The 20,109-nt window shown below is 35.1% G+C and carries 16 protein-coding genes, 5 pseudogenes and 1 other annotated feature; of the genes and pseudogenes, 12 read left to right on the top strand and 9 right to left on the bottom strand.

The annotated features are described in order from the left end of the window. The first annotated feature begins 344 nt into the window (after positions 1-344). The 3 genes and pseudogenes from repM (IMO47_RS19350) to IMO47_RS19815 all read left to right on the top strand — a co-directional run. Positions 345-1,280: a replication initiation protein RepM gene (gene repM / locus IMO47_RS19350; RefSeq protein ID WP_196077713.1), complete on the top strand. Its 936-nt coding sequence runs from the start codon at positions 345-347 to the stop codon at positions 1,278-1,280. Between the two features lie 68 nt (positions 1,281-1,348). After that, positions 1,349-1,420, top strand: a pseudogene (locus IMO47_RS19945) (DNA-binding protein); the annotation flags it as partial. Beyond that, positions 1,412-1,495, top strand: a pseudogene (locus tag IMO47_RS19815) (DNA-binding protein); the annotation flags it as partial. The pseudogenes IMO47_RS19945 and IMO47_RS19815, both read left to right, overlap by 9 nt. A 232-nt stretch (positions 1,496-1,727) precedes the next feature. Here IMO47_RS19815 and IMO47_RS19360 read toward each other — a convergent pair. Together IMO47_RS19360 and IMO47_RS19365 are read right to left on the bottom strand one after the other, a co-directional pair. Next, on the bottom strand, positions 1,728-2,579 hold the full coding sequence (locus tag IMO47_RS19360) for a universal stress protein (RefSeq protein ID WP_002115246.1): 852 nt from the start codon (positions 2,577-2,579) through the stop codon (positions 1,728-1,730). Between the two features lie 12 nt (positions 2,580-2,591). Beyond that, entirely contained in the window at positions 2,592-4,079 is a 1,488-nt protein-coding gene (locus IMO47_RS19365) for a SulP family inorganic anion transporter (protein WP_005108963.1), read from the bottom strand. Positions 4,080-5,181: 1,102 nt separating this feature from the next. Here IMO47_RS19365 and IMO47_RS19370 point away from each other — a divergent pair. The 3 genes from IMO47_RS19370 to IMO47_RS19380 all read left to right on the top strand — a co-directional run bounded on the left by IMO47_RS19370 (position 5,182) and on the right by IMO47_RS19380 (position 9,002). After that, a complete protein-coding gene (locus IMO47_RS19370; RefSeq protein ID WP_000368857.1) occupies positions 5,182-5,622 on the top strand; it encodes a YbaN family protein in 441 nt (146 codons plus the stop codon). 134 nt (positions 5,623-5,756) lie between these two features. Continuing rightward, positions 5,757-8,330 carry a TonB-dependent hemoglobin/transferrin/lactoferrin family receptor gene (locus IMO47_RS19375; protein ID WP_242052702.1) on the top strand — a complete coding sequence of 858 codons (2,574 nt, stop codon included), beginning with the start codon at positions 5,757-5,759 and terminating at the stop codon, positions 8,328-8,330. Positions 8,331-8,444: 114 nt separating this feature from the next. Beyond that, positions 8,445-9,002, top strand: coding sequence for a biliverdin-producing heme oxygenase (locus tag IMO47_RS19380; protein WP_039254943.1), 558 nt, complete (start codon positions 8,445-8,447; stop codon positions 9,000-9,002). A 521-nt stretch (positions 9,003-9,523) separates the two neighbouring features. Here IMO47_RS19380 and IMO47_RS19820 read toward each other — a convergent pair. Further along, on the bottom strand, positions 9,524-9,859 hold the full coding sequence (locus IMO47_RS19820; protein ID WP_242052704.1) for a hypothetical protein: 336 nt from the start codon (positions 9,857-9,859) through the stop codon (positions 9,524-9,526). Positions 9,860-9,977: 118 nt separating this feature from the next. Here IMO47_RS19820 and IMO47_RS19825 point away from each other — a divergent pair. Next, positions 9,978-10,112, top strand: a pseudogene (locus IMO47_RS19825) (cysteine hydrolase); the annotation flags it as partial. Between the two features lie 285 nt (positions 10,113-10,397). Here the strand turns inward: IMO47_RS19825 and IMO47_RS19385 are convergent. Continuing rightward, entirely contained in the window at positions 10,398-11,330 is a 933-nt protein-coding gene (locus tag IMO47_RS19385; protein ID WP_063454701.1) for an IS5-like element ISAba12 family transposase, read from the bottom strand. Positions 11,331-11,384: 54 nt separating this feature from the next. Here IMO47_RS19385 and IMO47_RS19390 point away from each other — a divergent pair. Beyond that, positions 11,385-11,570, top strand: a pseudogene (locus tag IMO47_RS19390) (hypothetical protein); the annotation flags it as partial. A gap of 96 nt (positions 11,571-11,666) precedes the next feature. After that, positions 11,667-12,365: a CPBP family glutamic-type intramembrane protease gene (locus IMO47_RS19395; protein ID WP_196083709.1), complete on the top strand. Its 699-nt coding sequence runs from the start codon at positions 11,667-11,669 to the stop codon at positions 12,363-12,365. Between the two features lie 594 nt (positions 12,366-12,959). Here the strand turns inward: IMO47_RS19395 and IMO47_RS19400 are convergent. Further along, positions 12,960-13,361 (bottom strand): hypothetical protein, encoded by a 402-nt coding sequence (locus tag IMO47_RS19400; RefSeq protein WP_000660211.1) that lies wholly within the window; start codon positions 13,359-13,361, stop codon positions 12,960-12,962. Between the two features lie 184 nt (positions 13,362-13,545). On the opposite strand from IMO47_RS19400, the gene IMO47_RS19405 reads away from it, so the two are divergent. Further along, positions 13,546-13,974 carry a hypothetical protein gene (locus IMO47_RS19405; RefSeq protein ID WP_000877730.1) on the top strand — a complete coding sequence of 143 codons (429 nt, stop codon included), beginning with the start codon at positions 13,546-13,548 and terminating at the stop codon, positions 13,972-13,974. 224 nt (positions 13,975-14,198) lie between these two features. Here the strand turns inward: IMO47_RS19405 and IMO47_RS19410 are convergent, their stop codons facing one another. Further along, complete coding sequence (locus IMO47_RS19410) at positions 14,199-14,765, bottom strand: recombinase family protein (RefSeq protein WP_000678311.1); 567 nt, start codon at positions 14,763-14,765, stop codon at positions 14,199-14,201. Positions 14,766-14,968: 203 nt separating this feature from the next. On the opposite strand from IMO47_RS19410, the pseudogene IMO47_RS19415 reads away from it, so the two are divergent. Continuing rightward, positions 14,969-16,086 (top strand): annotated as a pseudogene (locus tag IMO47_RS19415) (IS3 family transposase); the annotation flags it as partial. Then, positions 15,127-15,243: a sequence feature (AL1L pseudoknot), on the top strand. It overlaps the preceding pseudogene by 117 nt. 188 nt (positions 16,087-16,274) lie before the next feature. Here IMO47_RS19415 and IMO47_RS19420 read toward each other — a convergent pair. From IMO47_RS19420 to IMO47_RS19430, 3 genes are all read right to left on the bottom strand, one after another. Next, positions 16,275-16,694 carry a DUF6530 family protein gene (locus IMO47_RS19420; protein ID WP_196077714.1) on the bottom strand — a complete coding sequence of 140 codons (420 nt, stop codon included), beginning with the start codon at positions 16,692-16,694 and terminating at the stop codon, positions 16,275-16,277. A gap of 650 nt (positions 16,695-17,344) precedes the next feature. Then, a complete protein-coding gene (locus tag IMO47_RS19425) occupies positions 17,345-17,641 on the bottom strand; it encodes a hypothetical protein (protein ID WP_180175078.1) in 297 nt (98 codons plus the stop codon). A gap of 2 nt (positions 17,642-17,643) precedes the next feature. Beyond that, positions 17,644-18,282 carry an AAA family ATPase gene (locus IMO47_RS19430; RefSeq protein WP_180175077.1) on the bottom strand — a complete coding sequence of 213 codons (639 nt, stop codon included), beginning with the start codon at positions 18,280-18,282 and terminating at the stop codon, positions 17,644-17,646. Between the two features lie 399 nt (positions 18,283-18,681). Between IMO47_RS19430 and repM (IMO47_RS19435) the strand changes: the two genes are divergently transcribed. Next, positions 18,682-19,626 (top strand): replication initiation protein RepM, encoded by a 945-nt coding sequence (gene repM / locus IMO47_RS19435; RefSeq protein ID WP_196076281.1) that lies wholly within the window; start codon positions 18,682-18,684, stop codon positions 19,624-19,626. The last annotated feature ends 483 nt before the right edge of the window (positions 19,627-20,109 follow it).

Consider the following 20,109-nt stretch of genomic DNA (forward strand, 5'->3'; position numbering starts at 1 on the left):
CTAGATTGAGCGTAGCGAGTAAAAAAGCTTTATGAGCGAAGCGAATTCCGAGTTGCTTTTGCTCTTGCCTTTGCTTTTTCTCAAAGTCACAACCGGATGATCTAAAAAATTGCCCCACGAATCGAGCGAAAGCGAGATTCAATAGAGTTTGAGCGTAGCGAAAACCAAGGGCAATTTTTCCCTCCTAAGGCTTTTAATAATTTTTAAGTTTTTAAATGCTTTTAGATCTGCTGTAAGCCTTTATTTATAGTATATACAAGAGATATACCACACCAAAAAGTCACCTATTTACACCACTGATTAATGATGGTGTAATAACACCACGTATAATAAAGGTGTAGCAAATGCCTACCAGTGAATTAATAGTAAAAGATAATGCTTTAATTAATGCGAGTTATAATTTAGATACCGTAGAACAACGGTTAATTCTACTGGCTATCTTACAAGCAAGAGAAACAAAAACAGGGATTGATTCAAACACTAGGCTACGGATCCATGCCAGTGACTATATGAGCAGATTTAATGTTAGTAAGCATGCCGCCTACAAAGCCCTAAAAACAGCAGTTACTAATCTTTTTGGTAGACAGTTTAGCTACCAAACAATTGATGAAAAAACAGGAAAATCAAAGAAAGTAATTTCTCGATGGGTTCAAAATATTTCTTATATTGATGATGCTGCAACCTTAGAGGTTACTTTTACAATGGATGTAGTCCCTTTAATTACACGTTTAGAAAAACAATTTACAAGTTATCAGTTAAAACAAGTTACCCAATTAACAGGAAAATATGCCATTCGACTCTATGAGTTGCTTATAGCATGGCGTGAAGTCGGTAACACTCCTATATTTGAAGTTTCTGACTTTCGTTCGAAGCTTGGCTTAACTTCAGATGATTACCCAAGACTAGATACATTTAAACGACGTGTACTTGAATCAGCAGTCAAACAAATAAATGAACATACAGATATCATCGTTAAAGTTGAACAGCATAAAGAAGGTCGCTCTATTTCTGGGTTCTCTTTTAGCTTCAAACAAAAAAGAAATCAGAACAAAGCAATAGAACGTAAGAAAGATCCCAATACATTAGATATTTTTTCCAGAATAACAGATGCTCAACGCCACTTATTTGCTAACAAGCTTTCGGAATTACCTGAAATTGGGAAATACTCTCAGGGCACTGAAAGCTATCAACAGTTTGCAATAAGAATTGCTGAAATGCTTCAAGATCCTACTAAGTTTCAAGAATTACATCCTTATCTTGAAAAAGTTGGCTATCGTTAAAATACTGATGTAACGTTACATGATTAATTATTGTCTACAAGCATACAGATTTTTACTTGGGTTACATAATGAAAGCACTATCTGTTATTGAGTTATCACAACTTTATGGGATGAATCGACAAAGTATTTATAAGCGTATTCCCGTGCCGGAGCAGGTTGAACAGGAACCGGAGAAAAGGGGCTTTTGGAGCCGTTTTTTTAGACCCTATGATTAACCACGATTGTTTAACTGATATGAACAAAGTCGTGAAACTTTGATTAAATAACAATCGTGGAACGTGAAAAATCATAAAAAAAGCCCATTCGGTGGCGATTGGGCTATAAACTAGAAACTACAGCATTGATTTCTATAGATAATTATAACGCATTTCGTATAAGGTGTATTATGTTAATTTTAGAAATTCTAAAAAAGGGATAGTTTTTAACTATCCCTTTATCTTGTAAAAATTATCTTAGTAATAATACTGGTTTTGTAGAACTTGATAACAATTTGGTCGTCGTACTACCAATAAAAAACTGGCGTATCTTTGAATGACCATATGCACCAATCACAATCATATCAATAACGTTTTTTTCTTGATAATCCAATATAGATTTCTCAACATCACCTTCAAGCACACTATCAATGACATCAAAACCATTATTTGCAAGTAGCTCTTTTGCCCAAGTGACTTGTGATGTCATATCACTATTTGGCTTACCAACATATACCACATGAGCTGTCAGGGTTTTTAATAAAGGGCTATTTGCAATTTTGTCTACACAAATACGTGCAGTAGGACTTCCATCAAAAGCAATTAAAAATGACTGAGGTGGACTAAACGGTGAGGATGTGATTAACACGGGTTTATGAAGAGCACGAACAACATTTTCAATATGGGTTCCAACTTTACTGGAATTGTGCTCGGTTTCAGTTCCATGCTTACCCATAACAAGAACTCGAATATCCTCTTCCATTCCCATGATTGTTTCTAAAAGACTGCCATGGCGTTGAAAGCTTTGAGCATCAATAGAGAACTTCTCCAATAGATAGTTTTTTGCTTCCCGAAGAAGAATTTGGCCATGCTCTAGCTCAATTTTCCCCTTACGTTCTTCCAGTTCAACCAACTCGTTTAGCAAGGTTTCTCGACTTCCTAGACCAATTGCACCACTTAAATCTTGTGGTGCTTTCGCTTTTGGCTTATCAATGACATGCAATAACTGAAGAGGTGAATTCAATTTATCGCTAAACCAAGCTGCATAATCACAAACGGTATTTGTTGCTAATGATCCATCAATACATGCAATAATTTTTGACATAATTCATCCCTCTTAGTGGCTATTTAAGCGATCTAAAGCATCTGGCTTATCATGGATACCAAACTTATCGACTAACGTTTTACTGGCTTCATTCATTCCAATCAGTTCGACTTCTGTTCCTTCACGTCTAAACTTAATGACCACTTTATCTACGGCAGCGACCGCAGACACATCCCAAAAGTGAGCCTGACTAACATCAATCACAACTTTTGAAAGTGCTTCTTTGAAATCAAATGCAGAAGTAAATTTATCTGCTGAGCTGAAGAACACTTGACCTGTTACCGTATAAGTACGGGTATTTTCAGGTTCATTAAATTCGGACTGAATTGCCATGTAGCGTTCAATTTTGTTGGCAAAAAATAATGCAGAAAGAAGTACACCAACTAATACGCCATAAGCCAAATTATGTGTCGCAACGACCACGATGACTGTAACGATCATCACAATATTGCTAGATAAGGGATATTGGCGGATATTGCGTAGTGAATCCCAGTTAAATGTTCCAATTGCTACCATGATCATGACAGCAACCAGTGCAGCCATTGGAATGGCTTTAAGCCAGTCACTGATAAACACCACCATAATTAACAGAAAGACCCCTGCACTAAATGATGATAAACGGGTACGTCCACCAGATTTCACATTAATAATGGATTGACCAATCATGGCACAGCCTGCCATTCCGCCTAAGAAGCCTGAAGCGACATTGGCAACACCTTGCCCTTTACATTCTCGGTTTTTATCACTGGTGGTATCTGTTAAATCGTCGACAATTGTTGCGGTCATCATGGACTCAAGTAAACCCACGGCTGCCAAACCTAGTGAATAGGGTAAAATAATCACTAAAGTTTCAAGATTTAAAGGGATATCAGGAAGTAAGAAAATAGGTAATGTATCTGGTAATTGCCCCATATCACCTACGGTTCTTACATCTAAACCAATGAACAAGGCAAAAAGCGTAAGGAGGACAATACAGATGAGGGGAGAGGGTAAAAGTTTCCCTATTACTGGGATATAAGGGAATAGATAAATAATAGCTAAACCGCCAATTGTCATCGCATAGACATGCCATGTCACATTAGTGAGTTCAGGTAATTGAGCCATAAAAATTAGAATAGCCAAAGCATTTACAAAGCCAATCACGACTGACTTTGATACAAACCGCATCAAGGCCCCTAATTTTAGATAGCCTGCTAGGATTTGAATAAATCCTGTCAAAATTGTGGCTGCTAATAAGTATTGCAGACCATGCTCTTTAACCAGTGTGACCATTAATAAAGCCATAGCACCAGTTGCAGCAGAAATCATCCCTGGACGACCGCCTACAAAAGAAATTACCACGGCAATACAGAATGAAGCATATAGCCCGACTTTAGGATCGACACCTGCAATAATTGAAAAGGCAATTGCTTCAGGAATTAGAGCTAAAGCAACAACAATACCCGCAAGAACATCTCCGCGAATATTGGAGAACCATTGTTCTCGAATAGTGGATAACATGAAAATAGCCTATTTTTTTAAATTTTAGGAAAGGCTAGTGATGTGATATATGACACACAAGCTACTACACCACATCACTAGACAGTGATGAGTTATTTACTGTTTTAAGAGATAAATAAACTTATGGTGGCGTAAGTGTCATATTAAGAAAGATATCTATTTTGGAGGGTTTCGGGGGCAATGATAGCAGTTAGGCCCTTTTCTATCCACCCTAACCGCAGTACTGAAGTAAAAGTAAGAATGATCATAGATAATTTTAGAATTGATTTATGTCCATTTAACATAATAGAGCTTATACGAAACGTAATCATAAATAGTTTTATATTTCAAAAAGTTATGCTATAAAAAATTGGGACGCAAAACCTAAAAAGCCGACTTGGAAACAAGTCGGTTTCTTTTTAAGCAAAACGGTAACTTTTAGCCAATAAAATTGATCAAAAAACATTCTCTTTTGCAGTTTTTCCTGATTTATCAAGGTTCACAATTCAGAAATAATCCCCAATTTCTGCGGACAACTCTTGGGATAAAATAAGCCAACTTTGTAAGCTAAAACTTACACAGATTTAAGGATTTTGCGGATTGGTAATTCAAGGCATTAATCCTATGATGGCTATATAGGGAACAGGATGTTTCCAGAAAAACAAGAATAAGAAAGTAGCGCAAGGAATGGGCAGCACGAGATCAGCAAGACGAGCAACCCAATCTAAAAAAGCCCGACAGGATGTCGGGCTTTTTTATGTCTTGAATCTGGATTTCGTAGATGAGATTTTATGTTAAATAATGGTTTTTATATGATCTAGTATTTCTAAATATAAGTGCAATTTTACTAAGGTTGCTTAGATGCTATGGAATCTAAATATCTAAATTGTTCATCCCCCTTTAGTATAGATCAAGCAGGGCTAAAGCATAGCTGGTACAAGAGGTGTTCGTGATGAGGACTGGCCACAGAATATCAATTAATTCTAAGCTTTTCTTGTTAATGGTAATGATTATCACTTATAATGCAAAGTTAGGAATTGTTAATTTGTCTATATTTTAGCTAGATAATTAATGATTTATTGAATAATTTGTATTTACCGCATGATTATCGAGCTGCTTTCTCATGGACAACATATATCCCTCTCCCCAGCAAAAGACGTTACAGAAAGAAATAGCCCATAGTCAGATGCACCATAACCGTTTCGTTCGCCTAATATTTATGATTCTAGGCGCTGTTTTTTTTATACTAGGTTTAATCGGAATTGTTCTTCCAGTCCTACCCACCACCCCCTTTATTTTGCTTACTGCCACCTGTTGGGCCAAAGGTTCCATTAAATTTAATAACTGGCTTCTTAATCATAAAATATTTGGCAAAATGGTCATTGACTGGCAGCAGCATCGTGCAATTCCGCGTAAAGCTAAATATTTGGCCTGGTCAATGATGGCGCTTTCTTGCGGTATGTTGTTCTACCGATTTTCTGATAATTGGCAATGGCTTGCTTGGGCTACATGTGTGATATGTATCACTGTTGCGATATGGATGTCTCGATTACCCGATGCCTAACTCCTATTATTATCACAAGATGTCTCTTTCACTCCCTACTTTATAAAAAGCAAAACCCTCTCAGATTACTTATTCTATTTATGATAATGATTGTCATTTACATTGTAATCAAAATATTTTATAGTGTAAGCACAATGTTAACAATGGTTAATGCTGCTTTCTTTAACGACAATGTAGATGTGAAGAGAGTGGTAGTTAATTTTTACTACAGGAAATTGGGGATGCTCAAGGGTTCAGCTTATAGAAAGTCGATACATATACCTATTCTCGAAATTAGGTCTAAAACCCTATTAAGTATTCTTGTTGGGACTTTAATGTATCAATCTGCCTTAGCGGATATTCAGCAGAAAGAAGAAGATCTACCGACATTATACATGGACAAAATCACTGTTTATGCTAAAAAAAATCCCCCTATAAACGTAGGGGACGACATCAAAACAGCCAAAACCATTTCAGATAACTTGATTGATAGTAATAAAGACTTAGTTCGTTATAACCCTGATATAAGTGTGTCAGATGCAGGTCGATATGGTAGTAATGGCTACGCTATCAGAGGTGTGGATGGCAATAGAGTAGCGTTAAACCTAGATGGCGTTAGCCTGCCAGATAAGCAAGTTAACGAGATATTTTCAGCCTATGGTTACATGTTTGAAGGGCGGCTGTCCCCTGATGTGGAAATTTTATCTGAGGTAGCGTTTGAGGTTGGTTCTGATTCTTTTAATTCAGGCAGTGGTGCAATGGGAGGGGCTGTTAGTTTCAAAACCAAAGACCCAGAAGATTTAATAAAACCTAATCGTCAACTTGGCGGCTATGCCAAAACAGGTTATAGCAGCAGCAATGAAGAGATCAGCGAATCCTTTGGTTTGGCAGGAAGGAACGATAAGCTTGAAGCAATAATTAATTACGTGCATCGTAGAGGCCATGAAACGAAAAATCATCGTATGATAGGTTTTGATAAAGAAAAGCTTAATCCTGCATATGACTTTATCAATGATCCAGACTATGCTTATCCCCGCACGGGTTATAGAAGCAATACAGCAGCGATATTGCCTGATCCCTTGACTTACGAAACAGAAGCGGCGTTAGCGAAACTGTATGTCCATTTGAATGAAGAGAGTAGGTTAGGCTTTCATGCTACAAAGCAAAAAACAGATACGCTATCTAATAACTTTTCAAGAAAGACTTTTTCACCAAGAATTGGTAAAGACAACGTCGAATTAGAGAGCTATGGCATAAGTCATAGGTACATCCCTTCTAACAGTGAATTAATTGACCAAATAGATACCAGCCTAAACTACCAAAAGGCTAAAGCCGCTGCAAATACAGAAACCTATAGCCAAGATTGGGGGACGGATAATTACAGGCTAGATGGTTTAAAGCATCGTCCTCAAATAGATAAGACTTTGCAACTAAGTATCACAGCGAGCAGTTTTCCTGTACAAACTGAAAAACTCGGTGAGCATATTTTTTCAGTAAATACAAAGTATGCAAAAAAAGATCATAAGCTTATCTTAGAGGAATCATTTATTCCTGCTTCGGGCACAGCTGAATCTTGGTATGATTTCCTTGGTCCATCGGTGAAACAAGACGTATTTAATATTGCTGTTCAGGATAAAATCAACCTCACCGATAAGCTAGATACAGTGCTTGGCATTCGGTATGACCACTATAATTATAAGCCCTATATGGATGAGATTAATAAAAAAGGGATTGAAAAATCCAGCAAATATTATCCTGTGCGTATCGCCTACGAAAACGGTGAATTTGATCACAATAAAACAATGAGTAACATAGGAGGAATGTTCTCCGTTAATTACGAACTAACCCCTGATTTGCAGGCACAGTATCAAATATCTACCGGCTTTATGGCGCCAGCGACAAGTCAGATGTATTCTGCATTTGAGATGATGGGAAACAGTTTAACGCCTAATTTTCACCTAAAGCCTGAGAAATCACTTAACCATGAAATAAGTTTGCGAGGTGAATATAAGGATTTTAGCTTTAAAGCTACTGGTTTTTATACGAAATATAGCGACTTTATTAGCTTATTAAATTATCAGGAAGAACAAGAAAGATGCTACGAAGACTATTCGAGTGGTAAGCCTGTATGTTCCCCTCATACTGTCAATATGATTGGCGCTAAGAATATCGGCAATGCAAAGACGTATGGTATACGCTTAGGTGGTATGTGGGATATTGCTCAATTGGTTGATACAGAGGGCGATATCAAGGTGTTTGCTAATTTAAATTATGCTAAAGACGAAAGCGATAAAGGAACCAACCTACTGGCTACTCAGCCTTTGAATGCGATGTTAGGTATAGGGTATCAATCCTCTAAAAAAGATTGGCAGTTATCAGGAAACCTGAGGTATTTAGGCAGAAAGCATCCCAATGATGCAAAGGTTGTTAATTTAGAATCTAATGGCTTTAATTCACCTTATCAGGAGTATATAGCGCCTTACAAACATATTGATAGGTCTAAATCAGCCTATGTCTATGATGTCTATGGCAGTAAAAAAATAGGCTCACAATTAAAACTATCAGCAGGAATATTTAACCTCTTTAATACCAATTATGTTCCGTGGGACAGCCTACGCTCATTGGCAGAATTAAACGTCAACTCTATGGTAGATGATAAAGGCGTTGGTATTGAGAGATTCACCGCACCTGGTAGAAATTATAAGGTGGGTCTAACTTACGAGTTTTAGCGAATCAGCTAAAATCAGTAGCGCATTGTCCAATTCAGGGGGAACTTGAACATAGCATCATAAAACACAACCACACTCATCATATCTAACAACAACACACTTTTAGGAACTATTATGAATTTACCGCTTAGTGAAGCATTAAAAAAGTATTCCCGTCAAACACATGATAGTGTAGATGCGCTTGTTTTATCTATGCACCCGTTTGCCTCTGTTGAGAATTATAGTAAGTTTTTGCAAGCGCAAGATATCTTTCAGAAGACTCTAAAGCCTATCTATGATGATCTTGATTGGAACTATAAAATCGAAGGTCTGAGTCAGCTATCACGCTTAAAGCAAATCTCTAAGGATATGCAAGATCTTAATGTTAATCCAGTTTCAATGGTCGAGGAGCAACCTAATCCAAGTGGTTTTGAGGCTATTGGCTGGCTGTACTGTTCTGAGGGCTCAAATTTAGGTGCAGCAATTTTGTGTAAAGAGGCACAAAAGCTGAATCTAAGTGATTCTTATGGAGCCAGACATTTGGCTGCGCATGAAGAAGGGCGAATGAGACATTGGCGCAAATTTAAAGAGCAGCTAGATGGTCTAGAATTAACATCAGAACAGCGGCAACAAGCGTTACAAGGGGCCGAGGATGCATTCGCATTTTTTAAACGAGTGATTCGTCAAGTATAGTCTATATTTCAAGGGCATTATGCTTGTTTTTGCAAATGAGAAAGGATAAACAATAAAAAACCCCGGCATCCTGCCAGGGTTTTTTATTGGAACATTAGGTCTCTGTGCTCTTGCGTGTCTTATAGCGCCATCCTGGTGCTTATTTTTAATTATATGGAACTTCCTGTTCCTGACCACTTAATCATATGAAAATTCTATTATTGCGTATAGACGCAAAGGGCCGGAATTGTTGTGAGCATATGCGTACAAGATAGGCTAAAAACTGTCCCAGGTTTATCCGCAGGAAATGGGGATAATTTTAGATCCTGGGACGTTGAGAATATTAGAAAAACCGCAAAATCGACTACTTTTTAAACAAAATTATTGGCAAGAACTATCAAAACCGCTCATAAAAAAGCCGACTTGTTTCCAAGTCGGCTTTTCGGGTTTGCGTCCCCGATTTTTTATAGCATAACTTTTTGAAATATAAAACTATTTTTATATGCGTTTCGTATAACGCCCATTATGTTAAATGGAGGCTTTCACAGTTGAAATTTAGTATATAAGTATTCGATAAAGCCCTCAATTTTCTTAATCACGTATAAGCAGATATACAAAGGACTCAGATTATCTTGCTGAGCTTTCTGTACTCTATACTTCGCCCTTTCTAAGACAGCAATTACATAGTGTATAGAGCTTTTTAGAATTTTTTTAGAATCTTTTTTTGAATACAGATAACAATCAATTTTTTCAAAAGGCCCATCATTGACCAATATTTCCAATATAGTGTCGCTAATGGATTTACTTATTGATTGCTCCATATGTTCAAATTCATATGAATGTAGAGCTTGTGCTATAACTATTTGAAGATCCTTCATTATGATTATTTAATGTTAGCCAATTTTGATCCTAGCATTATCTCCTGAAAAGAAAAAGCGTATAAAACCTAAAGTAAACATTGAGTTATTTTTATTCTTCGTTATGAAAAGTTAAAAAAATGATTCTAGGGCCAGAGCTGACTTGGAATTTAATGGCGTTAAAGTACCTGCTGGTCATGTCCATGCAACATTAATGGCCGCTTTTGAATTTGCATATGCTCAAGTAATATCAACTGAAGATTATGTTGGCTAAAGCTTAAGATTTCCTAAAATTAACATAATACACGTTATACGAATTCCCAAGGCATGGCTTTTAGTCATGCTTTTTTTATCAAAAGACTATAGCTGAATGATAAAGAGCCAAATCGCACACAACCTCTATCATTAGACTTAATGTGATAATTAAATGATAGTATTATCATTAATCTAACAGAATTAAGATTAAATGATAGAAATGAATACACGTATTTATCTACGAGCTTCAACGGCTTTGTTGCACAAAGATTTGAAATGCAAAGCGCCCCTAATTGAGCCAAATTTAAGGCGTAACTTGGGTAAGTGGTCGACCTAATTCCGTAAATCTGTTAAGAACTGCTACACGTGCATGGATCTCATTCACTTGGCTATCAAAACTCCTTGCACTGAGTTTATCTCCTAATAATTTGATGCAATGCATCTTAGTTTCAACCAAACTTCGACGATGATAGCCTGACCATTTTTTCCATAGTGTCCTGCCTAAACGTTTAATTGTTCGAAGTAATTCATTTCGCTCTAGCGAGCTACTCTTTGTATCTTTCCATGGTTTCGCATTTTTTCTAGGTGGAATCACCGCATGCGCTTGCCGATCTGCAATGACCTGACGGCATTGCTTGGTGTCATAAGCTCCATCGGTATAAACAGAGTTAATCTGCTCATCTTGTGGAATCTGATTAAGTAAATCACCAAGCACCTGTGAATCACTGACATTATTGGTTGTAAGCTGAACTGCTCGTATTTGTAGGGTTTTAGCATCTATACCAATATGAAGTTTACGCCATTGGCGACGATATTCAGGTCCATGTTTCTTGCGTTTCCATTCGCCCTCACCTAGAAACTTCATGCCTGTAGAGTCCATGAGTAGATGCAGCCCATCGCTACTTTTTTGGTAGCTGATTACAATATCAATATGCTTTTGTCTTCTACAAAGCGTGGTGTAATCTGGAGCTATCCAATTTAATCCGCAAAGTTTAATCAGACTTTGCACAAAGCCAGTGACCATACGTAAAGACAGACGGAATAAGGATTTAATCATTAAGCAGCATTGGATGGCTGCGTCGGAGTAGGTTTGATTTCGCCCTTGTTTGCCTTTTGATGGCGCATACCATTGCGTAGCAGGATCAAACCAAATGGCAATATTTCCGCGACTCATAAGTGCTCGGTTATATGCGGGCCAATTGGTTGTGCGGTAGATTTTGTGTGTAGGCTTCTTCATTTGAAAATTATATCGCTGAAAAACCCTTTACAGATAGGTTTGTGCAACAAAGCCACATCAGGTTATAATGTGCTTAATATGACTTTAGCATATAAAAATAAGCTATCTCACACAGAATATGATTTATTCTTTAAAGCGAATAATTTACTTGATCAGAAAGTCTATGCCCATGAAACATTTTTGCCATATATTCCCCAAATTGGAAGAAATTTTAGTTTAGGCTTAAATCTTAATTTCTAGATAAGATACTGTAATCTTCTAAGAAAATTTCTTAGAAGATTTTTCTTATAAAATGATTAGATTAATAATTAAGCTTTGAAGATTAGGAATAAATGAATGCCTTTTTTAAAAAAAAATATCACTAATACTTTAAACTTATTTGATATTTTTATATTAACCTTAATTTTTTTTGGTCAAGCAATATACCAATCAACAGGAGAATTTTTGAATTCATCTGATTATGGAGATACTGCTTTAATTAGCTCATATGATTTGAAAATAGCAAATTATTGGGGAATAGGTTTTGAGCTCTTAAGCCTAGGAATAGCAGCTATTTACTTATTTATACGTCATTTTAATTTTCGATTATTTAATTTCAATATTAATAGATATACTATACCATTAACATTAATTTTTATTTTAACCGCAGATATCATTGCCAGTTTATATGACTATTTATCATTTAATTTTTTTTCAATACTTCCAAAAAAGGTTAATACAGATAATATAGATTTTTCATGGTCAGTAGATTTTATTTTTTATTCATTATTAAATGGATTTTATGAAGAATTTTTTTTCTTGGGTATATTATTTTTTATTTCAAAAAAATATTATCCTATAATGTATATTTATAGTCTTTTGATTCGATTTAGTTTCCATACCTATCAAGGTATTTCTGATGCATTAGCAATCACCACTCTAGGTATTGTATTTATAATTTTCCGGCAAAGATTCTATAGTCTTATCCCTTTTATGCTTGCTCATGCATTTTTTGATGTATTTGGCTTAGGAGTTCTAGGGACTTTTCTGTACTGAACCAGTAATTTTAATTAAAAAAATGAAAATACAAGTATGTTTACAAATAGATATAAATTATAGATAAGAAATTAATTTAGAAGACTAGAGACATCAGTTAAGTTTCCGGGTTAAGCTAGATTTAATTGGTTATGTGCGTACTAATCCATTGAAATAAGCCAATCATTCAAATTATGGAATCATTGGCTTAACCAAGATTAAAGGTATTTTGTTATAATGCTTATTATAAACTCTAAAGCCTAAATGTAGATCTAGATTTTTTATCTGATTTAATTAATAAAGCGTATAACAGCAGAAATTATAAGTAGTACTGTGGCTACCAGTGTTAGATAGATGCATGGCTTAGTCATTGCCTGATCATCTACTTTGAAAAAGTTCTTGATTGGATTATTCCAATATGTCATTTGGCTCCAAGGATACCAAAAGCATAAAAAACCTAAAGTACTTAAAATATTAGCTAAAGTGAAAGTTTCGAACAACGCTATTAAACTGATTCCAACAGAAATTGCACCTATAGAAAATCCAAACCAAGATTTAATTAATGGATTATTCTGAGTATTTATTGATGAGTGATTCATAGTAGCGCCATGTTATTCATTTAAAGTACAATTTGTTGGCAAATTTGATACCGAAGAAAATCATCAGCCAAATAAAAATGAAGTGTGAGTTTTTTCCAATAAACGTGTTTTCTAACTCATTAGCAATAATGATGTTTTTGTAAAATAGCCAATAAATTACTGTAAAGGCTAAAAAAGAAAGCAAAAGTATAAGTGCTTTACCAAGCATTAATTTTACATTTTTATTAGGTATATCATTAAGTAGAACTTCGATGAGAATGCTTGTAATAAAGTATGCAGGAACTATATATGCCAAAATTTCGGGTATCCCCCCAAAAATGGGCTTTCCAGTAGAAGTATTGATAAATATAAAGTAAGTAACCCCATATAAAAAAGCTAAACTTACAACAAGAATGATCCATCGGAGTTTTTCTTTCATTTTATTAAAGTGAATAAGAATTATTTACAATATTAACAGGTTTTATAAGTATTTAATATTTATTAATTTATAATTTTTTGGGAGGAAATTCGTATAACAGCCATTATGTTAAATAGAATCAAAAAACCACCAATAAAATCGTTATAGTATTATTATTTATTGAATAGATAAGAGAATTAAATTAGTGAAATACTCAAATGAAAAAATAGTAAAAGCTCTCTTACTTTCTCCTTTACCACTACTTTTTTTCACAGCAGTCCTGTTTATCGTAATGAATCAGGAATACAGCCTATACTCGATTTTAGTGGTTCTTGTAGGGCACGGTCTTGTCTACTTGGCTTATTGTATTTTGACTGTACCTTTCAGCTTCATATTCTCAATTCTTTTAAATCGTTATAACAGTCTTAATTTATTAACTATCTGTATTGCCTCTATAATTATTGCTACTCCATTTTTTATTCTTTTTGGATGGAGTCACACAGGAGAAATTTCGAAAGAGTGGTGGAAGATGTATACAGATACATGGACTATCTTTATGGCTCTATTTCCTGGCTTATGTTATTGGCTATTTCTGATTAACCTAAAAGATAAGAAATCAAAGAATATTGAATAAACCATTGCATAGAGATTCTTAAATTTCCCTAAAATTAACATAATACACCTTATACGTAATGCTTGATATTTCTCTTTAAATATCATTATATTAAAGCAAGCCGTTCTGGAATATAGGGCACCAGAGCGGCTTTTTATTGATTATTCATGTTCCACGCTTAAAATTCGAACAGTGTTTCATGATTTTTATAAGTTAAACTAAATTTAGTTGCTAATCCCAATAAGCTATTCACTAACTTGTAAATATCGGTATACCGCCTGACGACTAATCCCAAAAGCTTTCCCTAATGCCATTTTCGATGGATACTTCCCCTCCTTCCATGCTTGTCGTAAAGCTTCAGCTTGGTCAGGCTTTAGTTTATGCACCCGACCTTTGTACTTCCCCTGAGCAGAGGCGAGTTTTATTCCTTCCTTTTGCCGCTCTAAAATGATCTCACGTTCGAACTGTGCAAAAGCACCCATCATTTGAAGCATCAAATTATCCATCGGGGTGGATTCGGCTGTAAAAGTAATATTTTCTTTTACAAACTGGATGGCGATCCCTCGTTTGACCAGTTTATCTACTTCAGTGACCAAATCTTTTAGGCTTCGCGCAAAACGATCCATTGAATGTACAATCACCCTGTCCCCTTCCCGGACATAGTTCAACATTTCCTGAAATTTAGGTCGGTCAGTATTTTTACCTGAAGCACGGTCAACAAAAATCCGATCGACCTCAATTCCTTCAAGTTGACGTCCAGTGTTTTGCTCGACAGAACTTACCCGGACATACCCTACTTTTTGGCCTTTCACTTTTTCACGCCCCAATTGGATAAAAATGAACAATTTCGTAAATTATAAATCTTTAACACTAAAGTTACATGTTACTTATGATTAAAAATCATTTAAATGATACATAATTTCATGAACTTTCAGATTGTAACTTTAGGGTATAATCTATAGTTACATAAATTTAGATATTAAAAATTTGTCTCCGATAAACCCAGTATGGTTCAGGTTGTACTCCTGAAACATTACGTGTTTGGCATCAAAAATATCTGGATAAACAAAATCCAGTTAAAGTACAGCAGCTTTCAGATCAAGAACGTATTAAACAACTCGAACGTGAAAATAAAGAACTGCAACGTGCTAACGAAATTCTACGTAAAGCAGCTGCTTTTTTCGCCCAGGCGGAGCTCGACCGCCCACACAAATAATGGTGGATTTTATCCATCATAATAAAGAGCTATACGGAGTCGAGGCGATTTGTAGAATTTTACCTATCGCACCTTCAACCTATTACCGGACTTTAGATCTCTGTGATGAGAAGCATTGCTTCGCAAGGGAACATCGAGCGAAACGAGATCTACATGATGAGCATCATGCTGAGCAAATCAAACGAATTTGGAAAGAAAGTTCAGGTCGATATGGTGTGCGTAAGGTCTGGCAACAATTGAAACGTGAAGGTTATGTTATTGCACGTTGTACAGTTGCTCGATTGATGCAGAAGCTAGGTATACAAGGTGTTTGGCGTGGTAAGAATAAACAAACCACCCGTAGCCGAGATGATCAAAAAAGAGCAGATGATTTAGTGAAACGTAATTTTAGTGCTGATCATCCAGATCAGCTGTGGGTTGCTGACTTTACGTATATTCAAACTCATTCAGGCTGGGTATATACCGCATTTGTTATTGATGTGTTCTCACGAGCAATTGTTGGATGGAAAGTATCGACACGGATGAATACAGATATGGTGCTCGATGCATTGGAGCAAGCATTGCACGATCGAGGCATGCCAAAGAATGTGATTCATCATTCCGATAGAGGTGTTCAATATCTTTCTATTCGCTATACCAATCGTTTAGAAGCTGCAAATTTACGAGCATCAGTCGGTACAACTGGTGATTCATACGATAATGCTCTGGCTGAAACGGTGAATGGCTTATACAAAACAGAGGTGATTGAATATTTAAAAGCAGATTGGCAAGGTTTAGCAGATGTACAACTTGCGACACTAAACTGGGTAGATTGGTTCAATAAAAAGCGTGTACACAGTGCACTGGGTTATGTATCGCCTTTTGAGTTTGAAGCAATGTACTATGATAAGATTAACCCGTTAGGTCAGGTGGCCTAACTTAAATAAAAAGTCTCCGACAAACCCGGTACGGTTCATCCTTCCTTCCAGTCACCTAAGCCTATAATTTTTTTGTTTTCTAAGATGCTATATAAATTTTCATCAGAAAATGATTGATCATCTGGATGTATTTGCATATGCCAATATGTTGTCATTATTTACCCCTAATTTTTGAAAACTATCTAAAATTAATATCCCAAAGCTTTGAGATATCTAGACAATCTTTTTAGAGATTTATCCAAATGCTCTTCATCATTAGCTACACCTTTTTTTAGAACTTCAATTAACGCAGGGTTCTTTGACAAAGTGATATGAAAATCATCATAAATCGGCAAAGTTTCATTCTTAGCATAACTAATAGAAGCACATAACAAACTAGCTAAATCTAATACACGATGCATAGGCAATTCTTCTGATTGTCGAGACCACTTTTCGCCAGTGTATCTCCAGACTTTTGCAGACAAATCCATTTCTTTAGGATTACTCCATTGCGCTAAACCAATAGACAAGCCCTCAGCATCTGTTTGATTGGTAAATTTGCCATCTAATTGAGTGTAATCTTCTAATTTTACAATCGGTTTGTGTGATAAATGATTTGGTATATCCACGTTCTCAACCTTATTTACTAAAGTGTTTACTAAAATATTTAGTAAACTATTTAGTAGCTATGTTACTAAAGTATTTACTAAAGTAAAGCTTATTTTTAACACTGATTTAATATAATGGCCATTATGGGAAATTAACGTAATAATCAATGGATAATGGCTCGACATATCTAGATGATCTTCAATAGTTTAAAATCCTTGATTCAGTACTTAGTTAAAAACTATAGAAATCTAAAACATCTACTGGAAACTCATTTTTCAGAAAATGACGATGGCTGTGTCGCGACCCTTTAAAAATAACATTACGTGTGGAAATGAACTCTAAGTTAATAAAATTTATTTAATAAAAACAACAACTTATTTATCAAATGACAACCAATTTAATGCACAAAAAATGTTCAAAGAACCTAATCATTTTTTAATTTTATTTGAGTTTTTAAAATCTACTAGAAAGCTTTTAGGAACTATTTGTGTGATAAAATATTACGTAATAATCATAAGTTACGTAACTTGAATAAGTTGTCAAGGGAATTGTTGCCTAGTTATTTCTTTGTTATTTTATGAGTTATAAAAATCTATAAAAAAATTTTAGTAATAATTTATAAGAGATAAGGTTACGTAACAATCATAAGTTACGTAACTTAAATAAGTTATTACGGAAGTTGTTGATTAACTATTTCTTTAATTTCTTCAGAGCTTTTTGAAGCCAAATTTTCTAATGCAATTCTAACGATACTTGATCTACTAACACGAGCATTTTGACTTTTAACTACCAGTTCATCAATTAACTGATTAACTTCATCATTCAAAGAAAATGTACATCTAATAAATTTTTTCTCTTTGGTTTCTAAAGCTCTTACCCTTTTTTCAGCCCCAGATATGAATACTTCTGCTAACTGATCTTCTGGAGATATTTCAACTTTCTTTTTTAAACCGTTTAATCCAGCCATGATTAAATTCCTAAAAATTCATTAGCTATATTTTTAATCTCTGCTTTTGCTTTTTGATCACTATTTACTTCAAAAACAGAAAGGCCATTTTCATCAGCGTCATCATAGACATTTCTATTAGTCGTAATCGCATTTAACGCATTTATACCAAATGATTTACATGCATCTTTCGCATCTAAAATTCTTTGAACTTGTGATGGTAACGTTGGACATTGTGTAATAATTGCTCTTGCAATAAGATCTGGATTGACAGTTTTAGCTAATTTTAAAACTTGTTCCATATGTGCTAATGTTTTTAAATCCCTTCGTTTTGGTCTAAAAGGTAATAACATATGAGTAGCTATTGTCATTGCAGAACGTAAAGCTTCTGAATCTTGCCCACCAGCATCAATTACAATATCCTGATATCTACCTTGCAGATCTTTGAGAACTGAGCGGATATTGCCAGAAGCTTGAACTGAAGGAATATCTTTTAAATCATCATTATCATCACGTTCTTTTATCCAATCAGTTGTTGTTCCTTGAGGATCTGCATCTAATAAAAGGACATCCCTATTTTTTGTTTGAAGGTATACTGCTAAATTTTGAGATAAGCAGCTTTTTCCAGCACCGCCTTTTTCACCACCAACTAATATAATCATATTTTATGTAAGTTACGTAAGTTTAATAATTTAAGGAATGTAAAATGATTTCATGTAAAAATCAACTATCGTGATAAAAAAATAATTTAAAAGTTATCCACAAGTAAGGTTCTTTTTTATTATTTTATATATATTTTAAATTTATTATTTATATAACAGCTGTAACTATTGATATCAGGGGAATACAAAGAATTAAAGTGGACAGATTCCTACCAATAAGTGGACGGATTCCTACCAATAAGTGGACAGATTCCTTTATATAAAAGGACAGATTCCTTTATATAAGAGGACAGATTCCTTACATAAATGGACAAATTCCTTTCAAAAAAAACACTTCCGTTTATGGACGTTAAGTAGTATTGTCCATATATTGGTAATCAAATTTTTTAGCACTAACATATGAGCAATGTAATCTATAAAGATAATAATTTAATTGAAGCTTCCTATGCACTAAATCTTTCAGAACAAAGATTAATTTTAATAGCAATTCTTGCTGCCCGTGAGATTGAAAAAGAATTAACGGCCGAGACTATGTTAACGATTCATGCCTCGGAGTATATGAAACAGTTCAAGCTTGGCCGACAATCAGCATACGAAGCATTACAAGCAGCATGTGATAATTTATTTGAACGTAGGCTTACTTATAAAACAATAGATCCTGTTACAGGAAAAAAAGCAGTTTATAAGAGTCGATGGGTATCCAAAGTAGGTTATGTCAAAGAGGCTGCATGTGTGCAGTTGATATTTGCGCCAGATATCCTTCCGCTTTTCATTAAGCTTGAAGAAAAATTTACTAGATATGAACTTAAGCAAATTTCACAACTTACCAGTGTTTACTCTATTCGATTGTACGAGCTTTTAATACGTTGGAGATCCACAGGTAAGCTTTATGTCCCTATAGCAGATCTTAGAGAGAAATTAGGCTTGCTAGAAGATGAATACTCTCAAATGGGAGATTTTAAAAAGCGCGTTCTAAAAGTTGCTATAGAACAAATCAATAAATTTACTGATATTGAAGTTACTTATACCCAGAAAAAAGAAGGTAGGACTATTACTGATATAGAGTTTACTTTTTTTGAAAAAGATACCGTTCTAATACTCAGTGATAGAGCTCCAGAAAATTTATATAAATTAACAGCAAAGCAAATTTCATATTTTGCGCAAAAACTTTGCGATATTGATGACAATCCAGATTTTGGACGTGCTTTTGGAAAGATAGGCGAAACACAAGAAGATTTTCAGGAAAGAATTGAAGCCGAATTAACAGATCAAGAGAATGTTAAAAAATATTTTTCACATCTATTAAATGTTGGTTATAAACCAAAAAATGGGAAGCAAAAATAGTTACTGGATTGCTCACAGTATCCTAAACATGAGATAGCCTTCATTTTGAAGCGGCTCAAATGCTTCTGGGCTCATACCATCCAGATGTGAAGGCGCCTAATTCGATTGTAAAATATTCGATATAATCAAACACATCCGCACAGGCTATTTCTCGTGTTTTATGGCTCATCTTTTTAATATCCTAAAAAAAAGGGATACAGCAACAGCATTATCCCCCAACATGAGCTGTATATTGCGCAAGGTGGCGACTCATACTCTGAACCAAATTATGTTTTTGACAGAATTTCTCCCAGTCCACGCTACTGTATTGTAAGCCGTGATCTGAATGTATGATCCAGGTTCATTTGATCTACGTTACTATACAGCCATGGGAAGTGCATCCAAAACGATATTCTTGGTATGAGTGGGTTTTATTGGCAACCGAGGAATTTTTTCGAATATAAATCAAGAACTCCAGCCAGATATAATCAGCCTTGCCAATTT

It is taken from the genome of Acinetobacter sp. Res13-Abat-PEC15-P4-01 (genome assembly GCF_015676285.1).
GTDB lineage: Bacteria > Pseudomonadota > Gammaproteobacteria > Pseudomonadales > Moraxellaceae > Acinetobacter > Acinetobacter nematophilus.

Excerpts from the sequence above, each read along its gene's own strand:
- IMO47_RS19430 (WP_180175077.1), bottom strand. The coding sequence starts at position 18,282 with ATGATTATATTAGTTGGTGGTGAAAAAGGCGGTGCTGGAAAAAGCTGC.
- IMO47_RS19820 (WP_242052704.1), bottom strand. The coding sequence starts at position 9,859 with ATGAAGGATCTTCAAATAGTTATAGCACAAGCTCTACATTCATATGAA.
- repM (WP_196076281.1), top strand. The coding sequence starts at position 18,682 with ATGAGCAATGTAATCTATAAAGATAATAATTTAATTGAAGCTTCCTAT.
- IMO47_RS19375 (WP_242052702.1), top strand. The coding sequence starts at position 5,757 with ATGTTAACAATGGTTAATGCTGCTTTCTTTAACGACAATGTAGATGTG.
- IMO47_RS19365 (WP_005108963.1), bottom strand. The coding sequence starts at position 4,079 with ATGTTATCCACTATTCGAGAACAATGGTTCTCCAATATTCGCGGAGAT.
- IMO47_RS19425 (WP_180175078.1), bottom strand. The coding sequence starts at position 17,641 with ATGGCTGGATTAAACGGTTTAAAAAAGAAAGTTGAAATATCTCCAGAA.
- IMO47_RS19395 (WP_196083709.1), top strand. The coding sequence starts at position 11,667 with ATGCCTTTTTTAAAAAAAAATATCACTAATACTTTAAACTTATTTGAT.
- repM (WP_196077713.1), top strand. The coding sequence starts at position 345 with ATGCCTACCAGTGAATTAATAGTAAAAGATAATGCTTTAATTAATGCG.
- IMO47_RS19360 (WP_002115246.1), bottom strand. The coding sequence starts at position 2,579 with ATGTCAAAAATTATTGCATGTATTGATGGATCATTAGCAACAAATACC.
- IMO47_RS19370 (WP_000368857.1), top strand. The coding sequence starts at position 5,182 with ATGGACAACATATATCCCTCTCCCCAGCAAAAGACGTTACAGAAAGAA.
- IMO47_RS19385 (WP_063454701.1), bottom strand. The coding sequence starts at position 11,330 with ATGAAGAAGCCTACACACAAAATCTACCGCACAACCAATTGGCCCGCA.
- IMO47_RS19400 (WP_000660211.1), bottom strand. The coding sequence starts at position 13,361 with ATGAAAGAAAAACTCCGATGGATCATTCTTGTTGTAAGTTTAGCTTTT.
- IMO47_RS19380 (WP_039254943.1), top strand. The coding sequence starts at position 8,445 with ATGAATTTACCGCTTAGTGAAGCATTAAAAAAGTATTCCCGTCAAACA.